The sequence below is a fragment of the Nonomuraea turcica genome, assembly GCF_030718205.1.
Classification (GTDB): domain Bacteria; phylum Actinomycetota; class Actinomycetes; order Streptosporangiales; family Streptosporangiaceae; genus Nonomuraea.
The window spans coordinates 282171-300644 of record NZ_JAUZQF010000002.1 but is presented as its reverse complement, the minus strand read 5'-3'; the positions used below and the strand labels follow the sequence as shown (position 1 = coordinate 300644).

General features: G+C 67.5%; 16 protein-coding genes. 14 read left to right on the top strand and 2 right to left on the bottom strand.

Features of this window, described 5'->3' with window-relative positions; translation table 11 throughout:
- Positions 1–276 precede the first annotated feature (276 nt).
- Genes Q9G87_RS07090 through Q9G87_RS07075 form a run of 4 tightly spaced genes read left to right on the top strand, consistent with a single transcriptional unit; the run spans position 277 to position 4019 of the window.
- Positions 277–2613 carry a sensor histidine kinase gene (locus Q9G87_RS07090; protein ID WP_305915391.1) on the top strand — a complete coding sequence of 779 codons (2337 nt, stop codon included), beginning with the start codon at positions 277–279 and terminating at the stop codon, positions 2611–2613.
- Positions 2613–3044 carry a roadblock/LC7 domain-containing protein gene (locus Q9G87_RS07085; RefSeq protein ID WP_305915727.1) on the top strand — a complete coding sequence of 144 codons (432 nt, stop codon included), beginning with the start codon at positions 2613–2615 and terminating at the stop codon, positions 3042–3044. Before Q9G87_RS07090 ends, Q9G87_RS07085 begins: the two co-directional genes overlap by 1 nt.
- Positions 3041–3439, top strand: coding sequence for a DUF742 domain-containing protein (locus Q9G87_RS07080; protein WP_305915390.1), 399 nt, complete (start codon positions 3041–3043; stop codon positions 3437–3439). Before Q9G87_RS07085 ends, Q9G87_RS07080 begins: the two co-directional genes overlap by 4 nt.
- Entirely contained in the window at positions 3420–4019 is a 600-nt protein-coding gene (locus Q9G87_RS07075; RefSeq protein WP_305915389.1) for a GTP-binding protein, read from the top strand. The genes Q9G87_RS07080 and Q9G87_RS07075 overlap by 20 nt, the downstream gene beginning before the upstream one ends.
- A 57-nt stretch (positions 4020–4076) precedes the next feature.
- Here Q9G87_RS07075 and Q9G87_RS07070 read toward each other — a convergent pair whose 3' ends face one another.
- On the bottom strand, positions 4077–5030 hold the full coding sequence (locus Q9G87_RS07070; RefSeq protein ID WP_305915388.1) for a DUF1838 family protein: 954 nt from the start codon (positions 5028–5030) through the stop codon (positions 4077–4079).
- 366 nt (positions 5031–5396) lie between these two features.
- Between Q9G87_RS07070 and Q9G87_RS07065 the strand changes: the two genes are divergently transcribed.
- Entirely contained in the window at positions 5397–6761 is a 1365-nt protein-coding gene (locus Q9G87_RS07065; protein WP_305915387.1) for a cellulase family glycosylhydrolase, read from the top strand.
- A gap of 51 nt (positions 6762–6812) precedes the next feature.
- Positions 6813–8873 (top strand): cellulase family glycosylhydrolase, encoded by a 2061-nt coding sequence (locus Q9G87_RS07060; protein ID WP_305915386.1) that lies wholly within the window; start codon positions 6813–6815, stop codon positions 8871–8873.
- 61 nt (positions 8874–8934) lie between these two features.
- Here the strand turns inward: Q9G87_RS07060 and Q9G87_RS07055 are convergent, their stop codons facing one another.
- Complete coding sequence (locus Q9G87_RS07055) at positions 8935–9180, bottom strand: hypothetical protein (protein ID WP_305915385.1); 246 nt, start codon at positions 9178–9180, stop codon at positions 8935–8937.
- A gap of 181 nt (positions 9181–9361) precedes the next feature.
- Here Q9G87_RS07055 and Q9G87_RS07050 point away from each other — a divergent pair, with 181 nt between their 5' ends.
- The 8 genes from Q9G87_RS07050 (at position 9362) to Q9G87_RS07015 (ending at position 18469) form a co-directional block, all read left to right on the top strand.
- Complete coding sequence (locus Q9G87_RS07050) at positions 9362–10333, top strand: LacI family DNA-binding transcriptional regulator (protein WP_305915384.1); 972 nt, start codon at positions 9362–9364, stop codon at positions 10331–10333.
- A complete protein-coding gene (locus Q9G87_RS07045; RefSeq protein WP_305915383.1) occupies positions 10330–11349 on the top strand; it encodes a LacI family DNA-binding transcriptional regulator in 1020 nt (339 codons plus the stop codon). Before Q9G87_RS07050 ends, Q9G87_RS07045 begins: the two co-directional genes overlap by 4 nt.
- A gap of 136 nt (positions 11350–11485) precedes the next feature.
- Positions 11486–13084, top strand: a complete 1599-nt coding sequence (locus Q9G87_RS07040; protein ID WP_305915382.1) for a type 2 periplasmic-binding domain-containing protein — start codon at positions 11486–11488, stop codon at positions 13082–13084.
- Positions 13084–14052 carry an ABC transporter permease gene (locus tag Q9G87_RS07035; RefSeq protein WP_305915381.1) on the top strand — a complete coding sequence of 323 codons (969 nt, stop codon included), beginning with the start codon at positions 13084–13086 and terminating at the stop codon, positions 14050–14052. The genes Q9G87_RS07040 and Q9G87_RS07035 overlap by 1 nt, the downstream gene beginning before the upstream one ends.
- Positions 14049–14972 carry a carbohydrate ABC transporter permease gene (locus Q9G87_RS07030; RefSeq protein ID WP_305915380.1) on the top strand — a complete coding sequence of 308 codons (924 nt, stop codon included), beginning with the start codon at positions 14049–14051 and terminating at the stop codon, positions 14970–14972. Before Q9G87_RS07035 ends, Q9G87_RS07030 begins: the two co-directional genes overlap by 4 nt.
- Positions 14972–15580, top strand: a complete 609-nt coding sequence (locus Q9G87_RS07025; RefSeq protein WP_305915379.1) for a YesL family protein — start codon at positions 14972–14974, stop codon at positions 15578–15580. Before Q9G87_RS07030 ends, Q9G87_RS07025 begins: the two co-directional genes overlap by 1 nt.
- 46 nt (positions 15581–15626) lie before the next feature.
- The gene (locus Q9G87_RS07020) at positions 15627–17606 is read left to right on the top strand and encodes a glycoside hydrolase family 127 protein (protein ID WP_305915378.1); all 1980 of its coding nucleotides are present in this window, start codon (positions 15627–15629) and stop codon (positions 17604–17606) included.
- Between the two features lie 29 nt (positions 17607–17635).
- Positions 17636–18469 (top strand): TIGR02452 family protein, encoded by an 834-nt coding sequence (locus Q9G87_RS07015; RefSeq protein ID WP_305915377.1) that lies wholly within the window; start codon positions 17636–17638, stop codon positions 18467–18469.
- Positions 18470–18474 lie beyond the last annotated feature (5 nt).

Sequence of the window (18474 nt, the reverse complement as noted above, 5' to 3'; positions counted from 1 at the left end):
TCAGCCGATCTCCACCCCGAGGGGCCTGCTTGCCCGCATTCACTCCAGAAATGGTGCCATGCCGATGTCTCACTTTGTGCCCATCAGTCACTTCTGTCGCACGCGATCGCCGCAACCGCCGGTGAATCAGGGGCTTTCGAGTCAACTGCCGTATAGCTACTATCAGGCACCAATCGCCTACTTTGGCGATTTTCGTCATGGACTCACCGATCGGCGGAGGAGAGTGTCCTGCACGTGGCTGGATTGGGCAGGGGCGGGCGACGACGGACGGAGACCATGGACGACGGGGATGGGTCAGCGGGGAGCGGGCCGCGGCGACCTGCCGGTGCCCGCCGGCTGTCGTTGCGTACCGTGCTGCTCATTGTCGTGTTCGTGCCGAGCCTGACCTTCACCCCACTGCTGGCTTCGGGCATGTTCCAGCTGTCCAGTCAGTGGCGGGCGGAGAAGGCCCAGATGGATCTGGCCACCAAGACCGTCGGCGGACCGGCGGCCAACCTGTTCTTCAGCCTTGACAAGGAGCGGCGGCTCACCGCGGAGGTGCAGGCCAACCCCGGTAACGCCGCCCGTGACAAGCTGGCCAAGCAGCGCGCGGCGACCGACCAGGCCGTGAACGCCTTCCGTCCTCTGGCGGCCCTGAACCCCGCCAACGGACAGGAAGGGCTCACCGACGCCATCGCCGCGACCGTGAACGATCTCGGCCGCCTCGGCGAGCAGCGCCGGGTGGTGGACGCCGGTTGGTCCAGCGAGCAGAAGGCGTTCGACTACTACAGCGAAGTCCTCGAGTCGGACCTCAGCGTGCTGACCGCCCTCAGCAACACCGACGAGGGCCAGGTGAACAGCAAGGCGCAGACACTGGTCGACCTTTACTGGGTCGTCGACACCATCGGCCGCGAAGACGCCATTCTGGCTCGCGGCTGGGAGACGGGGCGCCTGACGAGGGACGAGTACGGCCTTGTCGCCGACGCCATCGGCACCAGGAAGCACCTCATGCAGTTCCGTGTGGTTCCCGCTCTCACCGGCAACGAGTCCCCGTACGGAAAGCTGACGGCCGGCAAGGCCTGGGGGGCCATGACCGCTCTGGAAGGGCGGTTGATCGCCTCCGGGAGCGGCTCCGAGGGCGACCAGGTGCCACTCCGCGACGACGGCGCGGAGTGGCGCTCCGCGGTGGACACGGTCACCGCGCAACTGCGGCAACTCCTCAACGTGCGATTCGAGAATGTCCGCACGATCGGCTACGACCACGCCGACATGCTCTTCACGGTCTTCATCAGCATCTCCACCGTGGGCGTGCTCGCCTTGTGCCTGGTGTTCTTCACCAGCTGGCGCCTCACCGCCATTCTCCGCCGGCGCATCCTCCACCTGCGCCACGCCGCCCACGAACTCCAGAAGCGGCTGCCCAACGTGGTCGCCCGGCTGGAGCGCGGCGAGGACGTCAACGTGGACGCGGAAGTGCGCATGGTCCAGCCCACCCCCGACGAACTCGGCGAGCTCGGGCAGGCCCTCAACATGGCCAGCCGCAGCGCTGTCCTCACCGCCGTGCGGCAGGCCCAGCAACATCGTGGCTTCCAGCGCATGCTTCAGCGCATCGCCCGCCGTACCCAGATCCTCATCGGCCTTCAACTGAAGAAGCTGGACGAACTGGAGCGTCAGCACGAGGACCCCGAGGTGCTGGAGGGCCTGTTCGACCTGGACCACCTCACTGCCCGGCTGCGCCGCTACGAGGAGAACCTGGTGATCCTCGGGGGCGGGCAGCCGCAGCGCCGCTGGCGCAAGCCGGTGCACCTGCTCGATGTCCTGCGCGCCGCCCAAGGCGAGGTTCAGGACTACCGCCGGATCACGACCGACGTCGAGGGCGAACCCTGGATAGCCGAGCGCGCGGTGGGACCGCTGGTCCATGTCCTGGCGGAGCTCATGGAGAACGCGACCGCCTTCTCCAAGCCGCCGACCCCTGTCGAGGTGCGGGCCGCGCCGGTCAGCCGGGGCGTCGCCGTGGAGATCGAGGACCGCGGCCTCGGCATGGAACCGGAGCAGTACGCAGCCGCCAACGCCCTGCTGCAGTCGCCGCCACAACTCGATGTGATGACCCACGCCGATGATGTGCGTCTCGGCCTGTACGTGGTCGCCCGGCTCTCCGCGAGCCTGGGCCTCCGGATCGAGCTGCGGTCGTCGGCCTTCGGCGGCACCCGAGTCATCGTGCTGATCCCGGAAGCGCTGGTGGTGGACCGCCCCCGCACCGTACCCGAGCCGGCGGCGCCCCCCGAGGCGGAGGTTCCGCAGGACGCCACCGATTCGCCACCTCGCTCGCAGGAAGGCGCGGACGGTCCCCGCCCGCCTCACCAGGACGGTCAGTTGCCGACGCGGCCCAGGGGACACGCGCCGCTGCCCCAGCGGGTGCGCCAGGCCAGTCTGGCCGCCGAGCTCAAAGTCCCGGCGGACAGGGATGAACGCATCGACCAGGAGACCTGGGCCGTACGTGATCAGCCCAGCCGATCCAGCGCTACGATCGGCGCGTTCCAGAGGCAGTCTCGCCGGCTCCGAGCCGGTGACGACGCCTCACAGCCCCGGCTGAGCGGATCTCCTGAGCCCGTTTCCCCTACGACGGAAGAGCGATGATGACGCAGCGAACCACCGCCACCAACATTGACCTGGACTGGCTCCTGGACGCCCTGGTCGATCGGGTCGCGGGCACCCGGCACGCCATCCTGCTGACCGACGACGGCCTGGTGATGAGCCGCTCCCGGACCGTCGAACGCGCGGATGCCGAACGCCTCGCCGCCATCGCCACCGGCCAGCAGAGTCTGGCTCGCGGGGTCGGGCAGCTCTTCAGCGGCGGGCCGGTCCACCAGGTCATCATCGAGATGGCCGACCTGTGGCTGTTCGTCACCGCCGCGGGCCGGGGCACCCACCTGGCCGTGGTCGCGTCTCAGGAGGTCGACGCCGAGCTGATGAGCATCGCGATGCACACCCTGATCCAGCAGGTCGGCCAGAAGCTGGGCACCGACACGCGGACCCCGCACAGCCGTGACGTGGGGGGACACGGATGAAGCACTGGACGGAGGGCTTCGATGACGATGACGCCGACGGGCCCCTCGTCCGTCCTTATACGATCACCGGCGGACGCACCGCTCCCGAGCGGGACGACCTGACGCTGATCACCCTGGTGACGGCGATTGCCGAGCTCTCGTCGGAAACCAGACGCCGCCTGAGACGAATGCAGCCGGAGCATCGCACCATCTGTGCTCTGTGCGAGCGGCCCCTGGCGGTGGCCGAGGTCGCCTCCGCGCTGAACCTCCCCGTGTCGGTGACCAAGATCCTCATCGGGGATCTGATCGAGACCGGCCAGTTGCGGGCGCGGCCACCCCTGGCTTTCGCACAGGGAGGCGGCTTTCCCGATAGAGCAATCCTTGAGGCGGTGAGGGATGGGTTACGCAAACTCTGACCACGGAGACGCTGCCGCCCTGGCGGTGAAGATCCTGGTCGCCGGCGGTTTCGGCGTCGGGAAGACGACCCTGGTCGGCGCGGTGAGCGAAGTCGCTCCGCTGCGTACGGAGGAGTATCTGACCCATGCCAGCGTCGGCGTCGACGACCTGGAAGGGGTGAGCGGCAAGTCCACCACCACGGTGGCACTGGACTTCGGGCGCATCACCATCAACAGCGAACTCGTCCTCTACCTGTTCGGCACCCCCGGGCAGGAACGCTTCTGGTTCATGTGGAACGATCTTGTCCACGGAGCGATGGGCGCGGTCGTCCTGGTCGACACCCGCCGGCTCGAGGTGAGCTTCGCGTCGATCGACTTCTTCGAGGGCCGCGGCATCCCCTTCGTCGTCGGCGTCAACTGCTTCCACGGCATCCGGGACCGGACGCAGGAGGAGATCCGAAGGGCACTCGATCTCGATCCGCAGGTGCCACTGGTGCTCTGTGACGCCCGCGACCGGACGGCGGCACGCGATGTGCTGCTGGCACTCATCGACCACCTCATGGCCGCCCAGTCCCACGCCACACCGCACCCCGCGGCCTGACCGGGCCCGGCCGGACCGAGCAGCGGCTCGGTCCGGCCGGTCACCGGTCGCGGACGTTCACGGGCGGCCGTTGGCGGCGCACCAGCCTGCCCAGGTGGTGGCACCCTTGCCGAGCTGCTTGTTGTAGAAGGACGTCCAGGAGTTCTCGCTCGGTCCCGGCGCGCTGGGGGCGGCCGTGTACAGCGGGTGGTTCGCCTCGACCTCGGCCCGCAGCCATGGCTCGATGTCGGCGTAGGAGCCCAGTGACCAGCTGCGGGCGTGGTAGGTGAGCTGGCCGCGCACGTCGGTCTCCGCCAGGCACATGAACGGCGTCCACGGGCTGGTCCGCGCCCAGCTGATCTTCGTCTTCATCGCGCCGAACGGCACGCCGGCCCCGGTGCGGGCGGCCACCTCGCGGTCATCGACGGAGAAGTCGAACATCTCCTGCGCGGCGTACACGCCGCCCGTCAGGCCGAACCGCTCGCCGAGCGTGGTGCCGAAGTTCGCCCGCACGGGGATGTCGCTGGTCCACACGGTCTCGTCGTGCAATTGCTGCAGCGGCGGACCCGTGAAGGACGAAGTGATCGTGAACGGGCCGAAGTTGACCGCGTCGTTGTTGATGGGGACGACCGGGTAGGTCTTGCCGTCGATCGGGTTCTTCCACTCGCGCAGGACGCGCCGCGGATCCGCCGGGTCGGTGTAGAAGACGATTTCCCGGGAGAGCTGGTAGAGCTGGTTCGTGTCGGGGACGCGGTACAGCCGCCGGATGTTGTAACCCTCGATGTTGAAGAGTTTCTGGCCGTGCCGCATCGCCGGGTCCAGGCTGTTGCCCTCGATGTTCGCGTACACCGAGCCGGAGATCCGGAACACCATGTCTTTCCCGTCCGGACGCCCGAACGTCTGGAGGGAGAGTTTGCCGCTCTTGTCGGTGACCGTCGCGTAGACCGGCCCGGGATGCGTGGGACTGAAGGATCTGTCGTCCGCAGCGGCCGGAATACCGGTACTGATGAAGAGGACAACAGGGGCAAGCAACCCCGTAAGAACTCGTTTGACCACGTACGCCCTCCGGGCGGAGAAGGAAGCGAAAAGCCCAATATTGTGATCATGCCGAGCGAAGCGTTGTCCAGTCGGGTGCGGGTGTGGAATTTTCATGGTTCAGGCCGGGTTCGGGGAGCTGCCGCGGGGACCCTTGATGCTGAGGTTTTTGTGGATTCGCCCAGCTCTGCAGATGCTTAACCGTTAAGGGGTTGGGCCAGGCATTGATGGGCCGAGGCAGGACGGTCTGGTAGTCGCTGTACGGGTGTGGCAGCTCTGCGTACATTCTGGGTGCGTTTCAGCGGGCTCTCAGCTGCCCGCGCCGTTGCCGACCGTCGCGACATCAGCGAGGAGAGATTCGACATGAGATCCATGCCGTGGCTTGCCGCGGTCGGTGCGGCGCTCGTCGCCTTAGCCGTAGCGCTGTGCACCGTCATGTTCACCGGCATTCCGCCCGCGCATGCGGCCGTGGGGCTCCACGTCAGCGGCACGGACATCGTCGAGGCCAACGGCCAGAAGCTCGTCATGCGCGGGGTCAACCATCCACACGTCTGGTACACGAGCCGGACCAGCTCGTTCGCCGACATCAAGGCGCTCGGGGCCAACACCGTGCGCGTGGTCCTGGGCAGCGGCAAGCGCTGGGGCCCGTCCACCGACGTCGCCAATGTGATCTCCTTGTGCAAGCAGAACCGGCTGATCTGTGTCCTGGAGGTGCACGACACCACCGGGTACGGCGAGGAGGGCGCGGCAGCCTCGCTCGACGAGGCGGTCGACTACTGGATCAGCCAGAAGAGCGCCCTGGTCGGCCAGGAGAACTACGTCGTCATCAACATCGGCAACGAGCCGATCGGCAACACCAACGCCGGCCAGTGGACCAGCGCGACCACCGCCGCCATCCAGAAGATGCGCAGCAACGGCTTCGAGCACCTGCTCATGGTCGACGGGCCGAACTGGGGTCAGGACTGGCAGTACGTCATGCGCGACAACGCCCAGACGATCCTGAACGCGGACAGCAAGCACAACACCGTACTGTCCATCCACATGTACGCCGTGTTCAACAGCGCCGCGGCGATCACCGACTACCTCAACCGGTTCCGGGACAACGGGTGGCCGCTGGTCATCGGTGAGTTCGGCTGGCGGTTCGCCGCCAACGAGGTGGACCACGAAACGCTGCTGTCCGAGGCGGTGTCGCGGGGCCTCGGCTACCTCGGCTGGTCCTGGAGCGGCAACACGGACCCGATCCTGGACATGGCGGCCGGCTTCGACCCCAACCAGCTCACCACCTGGGGCCAGCGGATCTTCAACGGCGCCAACGGCATCAAGGCCACGGCGAAGGAGGCCACCATCTACGGCGGCGCCGCGCCGACCGTCACCCCGACCGTGACCCCGACGAGCACGCCCACGCCATCGGGCTCGTGCCGGGTGGAGTACGTGATGAACACCTGGAACACCGGCTTCACGACCAGCGTCACGATCACGAACACCGGCAGCTCGGCGATCAACGGCTGGCGGCTGGTGTTCACCCTGCCCGGCGGGCAGACCATCACCAACGGCTGGAGCGCGTCGTACACGCCGGCCAGCGGCCAGGTCACCGCCACCAACGCCGGCTGGAACGGCAACCTCGCGCCAGGCGGCTCCACCACCATCGGCTTCCAGGCCACCCACACCGGCGACACCACCGAACCCCCCTCCTTCACCCTCAACGCAGCCGCCTGCCAGGTGGCATAACCCGCTCATCACTGCGCTCCCACAGGGGGCTCCTTCCACGGAGGCATGAAGGTGAAGACATTACGTTTGTGGGTTCTGCCCGCAGTGGCCGCGCTGCTGGCGGCGATCGGGGTGGCCGTCACCTCGCCCGCTGCCCACGCGGTGGTCGCCTGTTCCGTGACCTATGCGAAGGCATGGGACAACGGCAGCGGGTTCGGCGCCAACATCACGATCAACAACCTCGGCGACCCGGTCAGCCCGTGGACGCTGCGCTACACCTGGCCCGGCAATCAGCAGGTCACCCAGGGCTGGGGCGGAACCTGGACGCAATCCGGCCAGACCGTGACCGTGACCGCGCCGTCGTATGCCCCGGGCCTCGGAACGGGAGCCGGCGTCACCATCGGCTTCAACGGCAGCTACAGCGGCGCCAACACCGACCCCTCCGCTTTCACCGTCAACGGCGTGGCCTGCGGCGGCACCGGCGGCACCCCGACGGCCACCCCGACGGCCACGCCCACGACGACTCCGACGTCGACGCCCGGCAACGCGCAGGCTGTCGTGGCCGCGATGCAGCCCGGCTGGAACCTGGGCAACTCCCTCGATGCCACCGGCGCGGACGAGACCTCATGGGGCAACCCGCGGATCACGCAGGCGCTGCTCCGCAACGTCAGGGCGCAGGGCTTCAACAGCATCCGGATCCCGGTGACCTGGGGTCAGCACCAGGGTGGAGCGCCCAACTACACCATCGACGCGACGTACATGAACCGGGTGAAAGAGGTTGTCGACTGGGCCCTCGCCGAGGGTTTCTACGTGATGATCAATATCCATCACGATTCGTGGCAGTGGATCCAGAACATGCCGGGCGACCGGACCAACGTCCTGGCTCGCTACAACGCGATCTGGACCCAGATCGCCGGCACGTTCCGGAGCTCCTCTCCCAAGCTGCTGTTCGAGAGCGTCAACGAGCCGACGTTCACCGGCAGCTCCGGGGACGCCCAGAACGCGACGCTCCTCAACGAACTCAATACGTCCTTCCGCACCATCGTGCGCCAGTCGGGCGGCAACAACGCGACGCGGCTGCTCGTCCTGCCGACCCTGCACACGTCGGCCGACCAGGCCAGGGTCGACGAGCTGGTCAGCACGTTCAACGCGATGAACGACCCCAACCTCATCGCGACGGTCCACTTCTACGGATACTGGCCGTTCAGCGTCAACGTCGCCGGCGGCACCCGCTTCGACGCCACCGTGCAGCAGGACCTGACCGGCGCCTTCGACCGGGTGCACAACGCCTTCACGGCCCGCGGCATCCCCGTGATCATCGGCGAGTACGGCCTTCTGGGCTTCGACCGGCACACCGGTACGATCCAACAGGGCGAGAAACTGAAGTTCTTCGAGTTCCTCGGCCACTACGCACGTAGCAAGCAGATCACCACCATGCTGTGGGACAACGGCCAGCACTTCAACCGGACCTCGTACCAGTGGGCCGATCCCGAGCTGTTCGCCCAGATCAAGTCCAGCTGGACGACGCGCTCGGGTACGGCCTCGTCGGATCAGGTGTTCAACGCGAAGGCGTCCCCCATCACGAGCAAGACGCTCACGCTGAACCTGAACGGCACCTCGTTCGCAGGGATCCGCCAGGGCAGCACGGACCTCGTGCGCGGCACCGATTACACCGTCTCGGGCGACCAGCTCACGTTCACGGCGTCCGCGCTCACCCGCCTGACGGGTTCCCGGGCCTATGGCGTCAACGCGACGCTGTCGGCTCGGTTCTCCCAGGGGGTCCCGTGGCGGATCGACATCATCACCTATGACACGCCGACAGTGCAGAACTCGACCGGAACGACGAGCTCCTTCGCCATCCCCACCACCTTCAAGGGTGACCAGCTCGCCACCATGGAGGCCAAGTACGCCGACGGCTCCAACGCCGGCCCCCACAACTGGACGTCGTTCAAGGAGTTCGACGTCACCTTCGCGCCCGACTACAGCGCCAACACCATCACACTGAGACCGGCCTTCTTCGCCGAGGTCAATGACGGCTCACGAGTCACGCTCACCCTCCACTTCTGGAGCGGCGCGACCGTGACCTACTACGTCACCAAGTCGGGAACCGCGGTCACCGGCACCACGAGCTGATCGAGCGGGCTTCCGCCCAGCGGGCCACGGTTATGAGGAGCGGATCGTGGCCCGCGCAAGCTCATCGAGAGCGCAGAACCGCCAGGTCAGCCCCAGTAGTCGCGTTCAGGCAGCCGCTCTTGGGGTTGGCGTACATGCCGTAGGCGACCGTGCCCGCCGAAATGGCCTTCATGACACCGGGAGCGGAGGAGCACGCCGGGCAGGCGTTCGGCCTCCACCACGGGTCCGCTCCGGCGGCCACCAGGGCACGCGCGTTCTCGGGCCGGTCGTTGAAGACCGCCTCGCAGAGCGCCGTGCGGCCTCGCACTCGGCGTCGACGTCATCGACCCGGCAGGCAAGCTCGGCGACCACCTCCGGCGAGCCGCGCTCCGCCGCGGCGTGCAGCGGCCGCTCGAAGGCGTATGCCCCATGGTGGGGATCGGCGGCAAAGCGTCCGCGGTGGTCTTAACGGAATGCTGAGAGCTGCTCACGTGACCTACGCTGTACGCATGCGCGTGACGATGCGGGAGGTGGCGGATCGGGCCGGCGTCTCGATCAAGACAGTCTCGCGCGTGGTCAATGGCGAACCGCACATCCGTCCGGAGAAGGTGCGCCGGGTGCATGCGGCGATCGACGAGCTCGGCTGGGTTCCGAATCGGACCGCCCGGGCGCTCAGGACCGGGCTGATCGGGGTCGTGGGCATCGCCGTCACCGAGCTGCGCCGCCCGTATCTCGCGGGTCTCGTCGAGGCGCTCGTCACAGAGGCGGATCGGTGCGGACTGCTCGCCGTCGTCGAGCCGACGCACGGCGATCCGGTCCGGCTGGAGGCGGTCCTCGCCGCTCGGGGGAAGACGTTCGACGGCGTGGTGTGCATCGGCCCGGGAGCACTGGTCAGCGATGGGTTGGACGATCGCCCCGTAGTCGTCGTGCAAGGCGGCGCGGCTAAAGTGGACAGTGTCGATGAGGACGTCACGGAGGCGGCGGCACTGGTGGCTCGCCACCTCGCCGTGATGGGCCGGTCGCGCCCGGCTCTGCTCGGAGCGGATCAGCCTCGGATGCGCGCGGCGCTCGCCGAGTCCTGCATCGACCCCGCTGCCGTACCGTGGGTGGATCTCGGAGAGGTGGCCGACCGGCGCGCCGGCGCGCGAGCCGCCGGGCACGTGCTGGAGTGGCATCCGGACGTCGACGCGCTGGTGTGTGCCAACGACGAAGTGGCGCTCGGGGCGCTCGCGACGCTTGTCAAGCACGGAGTGGATGTTCCGGGACAGGTGGCGGCCGTCGGCTACGGCAACCTGGAGGACGGACGGTTCTCGACCCCGTCGCTCACCACCATCGACCCCGGGCCGGCCCGCTTGGCACGCAGCGCACTGGAATTGCTCACCGATCGCCTCGCCGGCACGGCACCGCGACAGCCTCGCGCGGTCGTGTCGCCGGTCGAGTTGGTGCGCCGTGAGTCCACGCTCGGCCGGGGTCCCCGATGAGGCGCCCGACGCTCGCGGATGTCGCGGCGCGGGCCGAGGTCTCGGCCAAGACCGTGTCCAACGTCCTCCTCGGACGCCCGCATGTCTCGGCCGCTACCCGGGCCAAGGTTCAGGCCGCGATCGCGGAGGTCGGCTACGACGTGGGACATGCCACGAGCCAGGCCGGACGTGGGCTCGCCTCCGGCCGCACCGGCCGGATCGCCGTCGTCGTGCCGAACCTCCACCAGCCCTACTTCGCGGAGACCGCCGAGCGTCTCATCCTCGCCCTGGCCGAGCGCGGGTTCACCAGCACGCTGCGGATCGCCCCCGACAGGGCCGGCGAACGCGACGCGGTCCTCGGCGTGACGACCGCCGACGTCGACGGCGTCATCATCTGCCCGCACCACCTGTCCGACGAGTTACTGGCCGGTGCCGCCCTGCGGCGTCCGGCGGTGGCCCTCGGCGGCGCTCCGATCAAAACGCTTGATTGTGTGTTGATGGGGGAATACGCGGGGTTCGTGGCGATCACTCGGCATCTGCTCGCCACCGGCCGGCGTCGGCTCGCGTTCGTCTGGAACGGTCCGGCTGGTGTCGTCCCGACCGGCGACAGGTACGCCGGGTTCGCCGCCGCCCTGGAGGAGTATGGCGTCGAGCCTGAACCGTCGCTCGTCGCCAACAGCTCGGACTGGGACCGCAGGGCCTCGGGTTACGAGGCGATGGCAGGGCTGCTGCGGCGCTCCGGCCCCAGGTTCGACGCCGCGGTGTGTGTCAACGACACGATAGCGGTGGGCGTGCTGAAGTCCCTGCACGCGCACGGGATCCGCGTCCCCGAGGATGTCGCGGTCACCGGCTTCGACGACACGGACGAAGGTGAGTTCACCGTTCCGTCGCTGTCGACGGTGAGCCCCGACCAGGGCGAGATGGTGGCCGCCGCCCTCCACCTGCTCATCGAGCGCCTCGACGGTTACGACGGCGCGGCCCGGCAGGTGCACACCGGTATGCACTTGGTGCTCCGCGACTCGTCCGCACCGGCCTGATCCACCCTTCGACACCTTGACTCGCCGGTCCTCGTCGCCTCGATTGTCTTGTCATTGACAACGCTGAATGGCCGCACCTAACATCGCTGAAACATTTCAGCGAGGTCACTCCCTCCGTCCCCCCAAGGAGGACCACATGGCCACTCCACCCGCTATGTCCCGCCGGGCCTTCGTCGTCGCTGCCGGGCTCACCGCACTCGCCGGCTGCTCCGGCAAGAACTCCTCGAGCGATCCGAACACACTGCGGATCTTGGTCAACAAGCATGCGTTGACCAAGCCGATGAACACGATGGAGTGGACCAAGCAGCTGGAGAAGATCGCCGGTGTGAAGATCCAGTGGCAGGAGATCTCGGCCGACTGGGACCAGAAGAAGTCCACCATGCTGGCGGCCGGCGACGTGCCGGACCTGATCGTCGGCACCAACGCGATCACCAATGCCGACATGGGCACGTACCGGACGCTGTTCGAGAACGTGGCCGACGACCTGGACGCGTTGCCCAACGTGAAGGCCTTGTTCGCGGCGAAGCCGGAGCTGAAGTCGATGGCCACGCTGACCACCGGCGAGGTCTACGCGATCCCGGGCTACAAGCGGTTCTGGCCGAAGACCGTCACGCACCAGTACATCAACAAGCAGTGGCTCGACAACCTCGGCTTGGAGATGCCGACCACCTGGGATGAGCTCTACACCGTGCTCGTCGCGTTCAAGGAACAGGACGCCAACGGGAACGGTGACAAGAACGACGAGATCCCGATGGACTGGTCGCCGGTCGGCACGGACGGCTTCGGGTACTTCCAGCCCAGTGTGCTGCTCGGCAGCCTCGGCCTGCCGATCGCGGGCGGCGGTGGCCAGGGCTATTTCCTCGAGGACGGCAAGGTCGGCAATTTCCTCGTCGACGACCGCTACAAGCGGGTGGTCCAGTTCCTCCACCGCTGCTACGCCGCGGGCCTGATCAGCAAGAACGTCATGACGCAGGACTACTCGGCGTACCAGGCGGTCGGCCGCGGTTCCGGAGACGTGGCCAAAGTCGGCTTCAGCTGGGGCTGGACGGCCAGCGACCGGTTCGGCGCCCAGCTGGCCGACCAGTACGTCGCGATGCCGCCGCTGCTCGCGGAGGCCGGCCAGACGACGCCGGTGGCCTGGACGTACGACTCCAACAACGAGAACTTCCCATCGAACCAGATCGTCATGTCCGCGAAGGCGAGCAACAAGCAAGCGGCGCTCAAGGTCATCAACGCCTTCTATGACAAGGAGATGTCGCTGCAAGTGCTGTTCGGCGATCTCGGCCGGTACGTCAAGAAGATCAGCGACAACGAGTACGAGGTGCTCCCGCCGGCCGATCCCAAGACCGACCCGTCGACCTGGAAGTGGACGGTCACCATCGCGGACGCGGGGCCGACCTGGATCCGGGACGACATCGAGCTGAAGCTGCCGGCCGACCTGGACGAGGCCGTCGAGCAGACGAAGCCGCTGGAGAAGGCGCTGGCGAACATGGATCCGGCCAAGGACGTCTATCCGTTCCAGTTCATCCAGATGACGCCTGAGGACACGAATCAGCTGGCGCTGAACAACACCACGATCTCCAACTCCACGATGCCGAAGTTCGCCGAGTGGATCACCAAGGGCGGCATCGAGGATCAGTGGGACAAGTACGTTCAGCAGATCCAGAACGCCGGCCTCCAGAAGAACATCGACATCTACCAGCGTTACTACGACGAGTACATGAAGACGCGCTGATGACGGAGACTCTTGTCGCAGCCCGCAAGCCGGTGGCGGTGGCGGTGGCCCAGAGGCGATCCCGTCTGGGCCTCGGCCGGCATGTGAGCAGGTACTGGCAACTATGGCTCATGGTCCTGCCGGCCGTGGGGTTCGTCGGCCTGTTCATGTACGTGCCGATGTACGGCATCCAGCTGGCCTTCCGCGAGTTCGACTTCACGGCGGGTCTCACCGGCGGGCAATGGGCCGGCCTGAAGTACTTCCAGCAGTTCTTCGACAGCCCGATGTTCTGGACGTTGCTGCGGAACACGTTCGTCATCAGCATTACCACGCTGGTGGTCGGGTTCGTGGCACCGATCGTGCTGGCGCTGATGATCAACCAGATCGCCGGCGGCCGGCGCAAGAGGCTCATGCAGACGGCGACGTACCTGCCGCACTTCATCTCGATCGTCGTCATCGTCGGCATGCTGCAGGCGTTCCTCAACCCGTCCACCGGACTGCTCACTCAGGTCTTGGCCGTCTTCGGCCTCGACGGAGTGAACCTCCTAGGCGACACGTCGGTCTTCGTGCCGGTGTACGTGATCTCCGACGTGTGGCAGCACTGCGGGTGGAACAGCATTATCTACCTCGCCGCGCTGTCGCGTGTCGACCCTCAGCTGTACGAGGCGGCCAAGGTGGACGGCGCGAATCGGCTGCAGCTCATCCGGCACGTCGACGTCCCCAGCATCGTGCCGACCATGGTGGTCCTGCTCATCCTCACCATGGGCGGTGTGCTGAACACCGGGTTCGAGAAGGTGTGGCTGATGCAGAACACCCTGAACCTGCCGGTGTCCGAGGTCATCGCGACGTATGTCTACAAGATCGGCATCCTCAGCACGCAGTTCAGCTACGCCACCGCGATCGGCCTGTTCAACACGGTCATCAACTTCGTGTTCCTGATCGCCGCGAACGCGATCGCCCGCCGCGTATCGAACTGGAGCCTGTGGTGAGCGCGACCCACGTGCAGAGCAAGGGATTCCTCCGCAACAAGACACCGGGCGACGTCGTCTTCATGCTCGTCTTCGGCCTGTTGTGCGTGGCGATCCTCTTCGCCGTCGTCTACCCGGTCTACTTCGTGATGATCGCTTCGGTGAGCAACCCGTCCCTCATCTCCACCGGCGAGGTGTGGTTGTGGCCGAAAGAGGTGAACTTCTTCGGGTATCAGCAGATCTTCGACGACGATCGGATCTGGACGGGCTATGGCAACACGTTGCTCTACAGCGTGGTCGGAACCGCGCTGAACCTCGTCGTGACCCTCCCGGCGGCGTACGCGTTGTCGCGGCCGGAGTTTCGCCCGCGGCGGGTCCTCATGCTGTTCTTCGTGTTCACGCTGTTCTTCAACGGTGGTCTGATCCCGACGTATCTGCTCTATCGCGATCTCGGCCTGCTGGACAACTGGCTCGTGTTCATCCTGCCGCCCGCGGTGAACGTCTACAACCTCATCATCGCCCGCGCGTTCTTCGAGCACTCGCTGCCGAAGGAGCTGTTCGAGGCGGCGATGATCGACGGGGTTTCCTATCTGCAGTATTTCGCCAGGGTCGCGCTGCCACTGTCCAAGGCGATCATCTCGGTCATCGGCCTGTACTACCTGGTCCAGCACTGGAACGATTTCTTCACCGGCCTGGTGTTCGTCCGCGACAACAGCCTGCAGCCGCTGCAGATCGTGCTGCGTGACATCCTGCTGTCCAATCAGGCGTTCGCCGGTGGCGCCGGAACCGGCGGAGGCAGCGGCGTCGGCTATGACCAGCAGTATGCCGACCAGATCAAGTACGGTGTGATCGTCGTCTCCAGTCTCCCGGTCCTGGTGCTCTATCCGTTCCTTCAGCGCTACTTCGAGAAGGGCGTGCTCATCGGGTCGGTGAAAGGCTGATGAAACGCGTCCTCACCTGGCACACGAGGGCGGGCGAGGTGGGCCTGCTGCTGCTCAAGCTGCACCTGCTGTGGGTGTTCTGGAGCCTGGCCGGTGGCATCGTGCTCGGTGTCTTCCCGGCGACCGCCGCCGTGTACGGCGTCATCCGCCGCGAGCTCCTCGGGTCCACCCGGCCTGGTGAATTCCGCCGGCTCTGGCGGCAGGAGTTCCGCACCGCCAACGTGGTGGGGTACGTCTTCACGGCGGCCTGGGCGGTGCTCCTGGTGGACCGGCGACTCCTCGAAACCGCCGACCTCGGTGTCGTCGAGCCGTTGCTCGGCGCGGCCCTCTGGCTGATCACCCTGTTCGTGTCGGGTATGAGTGCGAACGTGTGGATCCTGGCCGCCCACTTCGCCGAAGGACCGTTGGCGCTCGTCCGCCGCAGCGCGATCCTAGTCCTCGCCCGCCCGGTGCAGGCGATGGTGACACTGCTCGCGGTCGGCGTGATCCTGTGCGTGTACTACGTCGTCCCGGGGCTGGTTCCCGTCTTCGGCGTGGCACTGCCCGCTTTCGTCTCTTTCGCCTACGTCTGGGGCACCACGGTCCTCCCTACCGCTCCGGCCTCGTGACAGGCTGCGGAGATCAGCCTTTTGGACAACCTCGATGGGAGCCTTCATGACTATCGCTTCTGCCGCTGCCATGCGCACGCGTGAACCGCTGCCGCTGACCGCCGTGACCATTGATGACCGGTTCTGGACGCCGCGCCGTGAGCTGATCCGCACTCGTACGCTGCGGCAGCAAGAAGGCCAGATGCGCCGGCCCGGTCAGCAGTTCGACGCGCTGACCCTGACGTGGCGGCCGGGGGACCCGCACGAGCCGCACATCTTCTGGGAGAGCGACGTCGCCAAGTGGATCGAGGCCGCGAGCCACTGCCTGGCCACCACCGATGACCCCGAGCTGGACCAGGCCGTCGACGAGGCGATCGAGCTGCTGGCCGGTGCGCAGCAGGACGACGGCTACCTCAACGTGTACTTCACCGTCGTCAAGCCGGGACAGCGCTTCACCGACCTGCGCGACGCCCACGAGCTCTACTGCGCCGGCCATCTCATCGAAGCCGGCGTCGCCCACTTCGAGGCGACCGGCAAGACCCGGCTGCTCGACATCGTGCGGCGCTACGCCGACCTGATCGACACCGTCTTCAGCCCCGACGGCCCCTGCGCCGGAGGCTATGACGGGCACCAGGAGATCGAGCTCGCGCTGGTCAAGCTCTACCGCGTCACCGGCGAGCGCCGCTACCTCGGCCTCAGCCGGCGGCTCATCGAGTGGCGCGGACAGCAGCCCTACTACTTCGAGCTGGAGCTGCAGCGCCGCGGCACCCCGGGCTACTTCGGCACCACGCTGCCCCGGCGACCCGAGCAGACGCGGCGGTTCGGCGAGTACAACCAGAGCCACCAGCCCGTGGCCGACCAAGCCGAGGTCGTCGGCCACTCGGTCCGCGCCATGTACATGTACAGCGCGATGACCGACCTGGCCGATGAGTACGGCGACGACCGGCTGCTCCAAGCCGTGCGGCGACTGTGGACCAACCTCACCACCAAGAAGCTGTACATCACCGGCGGAATGGGCTCCGACCCCAGCATCGAGGGCTTCGGACCCGCCTACGACCTGCCCGACGCCCACGGCTACGCCGAAACCTGCGCCTCCATCGGTCTCGTCCAATGGGCGCAGCGGATGAGCAACCTCACCGGCCACGGCCACTACATCGACACTCTCGAACGCGCCCTGTACAACGGCGTCCTCAGCGGCGCCTCCGCCGACGGCACCCGCTACTTCTACGGCAACCCCCTCGCGAGCGGCGGCACCGTCGCCCGGCAGGAATGGTTCGACTGCGCCTGCTGCCCGCCCAACCTCGCCCGGCTGATCAGCGAGCTCGGCCGCTACGTCTACGCCCAGGGACCCAACGAAGCCGTCGTCAACCTGTACGTGGCCGGCACCGGACGCTTCACCCTCTCCGGAGGTGAGGTCACCCTCCGCCAGGACACCAGCTATCCCCGAGACGGCCGCCTCACCGTCACTGTCGCCCCTGCCGACGACGAAGCCGAGTTCACCCTGGCCATCCGCATCCCCGGCTGGAGCCGGCAACCCGCCGTCTCCGTCAACGGCGAACCCGTTCACCAGCCCATCCTGCGCGACGGCTACCTCACCCTGTCCCGCCGCTGGCGGGCCGGCGACCTGGTCGAGATCGACCTCGGCATGGAAGTCCGCCGGACCTGGGCACACCCCGCCGTCGCCTCCGCCGCCGGTAAGGTCGCCCTCGAGCGCGGGCCGGTCGTGTTCTGCCTGGAGGGCGTCGACCACGACCACGCCGTCCACACCCTCGCCCTCGCCCGCGACGTCCCCATCCGCGCAGTCCCCGACGAGCGGACCGGCGTGGTCACCCTGCACGCCGACGCCACCGCCGACGCCACCGCCGGCGACCAGCTGTACGGCAGCCACTCGCCCGGCCAACGGAGCGCCGCACTGACCGCGGTGCCCTACTTCTCCTGGGCCAACCGCGGCCTCTCCGACATGACCGTCTGGATCCGGGACGGCGGCGGACCCAGCGCGGCGCCCGCACAGACCGCGCCGAAGCCGGGAGAAAACCACTCCGTATGAACAGAGGTGACGATCTACGATAGGGCCGCGTGAGTGGAAGATTGCGCCAGGTCGCGGCCGACAACGAGCGGATCGTTGCCGAAGGCTCGTACTCGGCCGCCGACGGCACGGCCGTGGATGTGGGTGCCGTGCTGCGGGCCGCGGTTGCCGCAACCGTGAGTCACCCGCCGGACGGCCCCCTGGATCGGCCGGTGGCCGGTGCGTACCGGACGGTCTTCGAGGTCACCGGCGAGAGCAGCCTGCAGGCGGCGCGGCGGCTGCACCGGGAGGGGGCGGCCGGGATCGCCGTGCTGAACTTCGCCTCCGCGCGCAACCCAGGAGGTGGCTACCTCGGCGGCGCGAAGGCCCAGGAGGAGGACCTGTGCCGCCACGCCCTGCTCTACCCGTGCCTTCTCCAGGCGCCCGATTACTACGCCGCGCACCGGGCCTCGCCCGATCTTCTCTACAGCCACCGCGTCATCTGGTCGCCCGGCGTGCCGGTGCACCGTGACGAGGGCGGCCGGCTGCTGGCCGAGCCATTCCTGGTCTCGTTCCTCACCTCACCGGCGCCCAACGCCGGCCAGGTGCTGCGCCGCGACCCGGGTGCGGGTGAGCGGATCCGGCAGGCGCTCCACGAGCGGGCGGGGCGCGTCCTGGCCGTGGCGGCGCATCATGGCGCCCGCGCGCTGGTGCTCGGGGCGTGGGGCTGCGGTGTGTTCCGCAACGATCCACGCGAGGTCGCCGGGGCCTTCCACGCCCACCTGACCGGGGGCGGCGCCTTCGCGGCGGTGTTCGAGCGGGTGGTGTTCGCCGTATGGGACCGGATGCCGGACTCGGCGAACCGCGCCGCGTTCGCCGAGCGGTTCCCGACCTCGCGAACCTGAAGGTG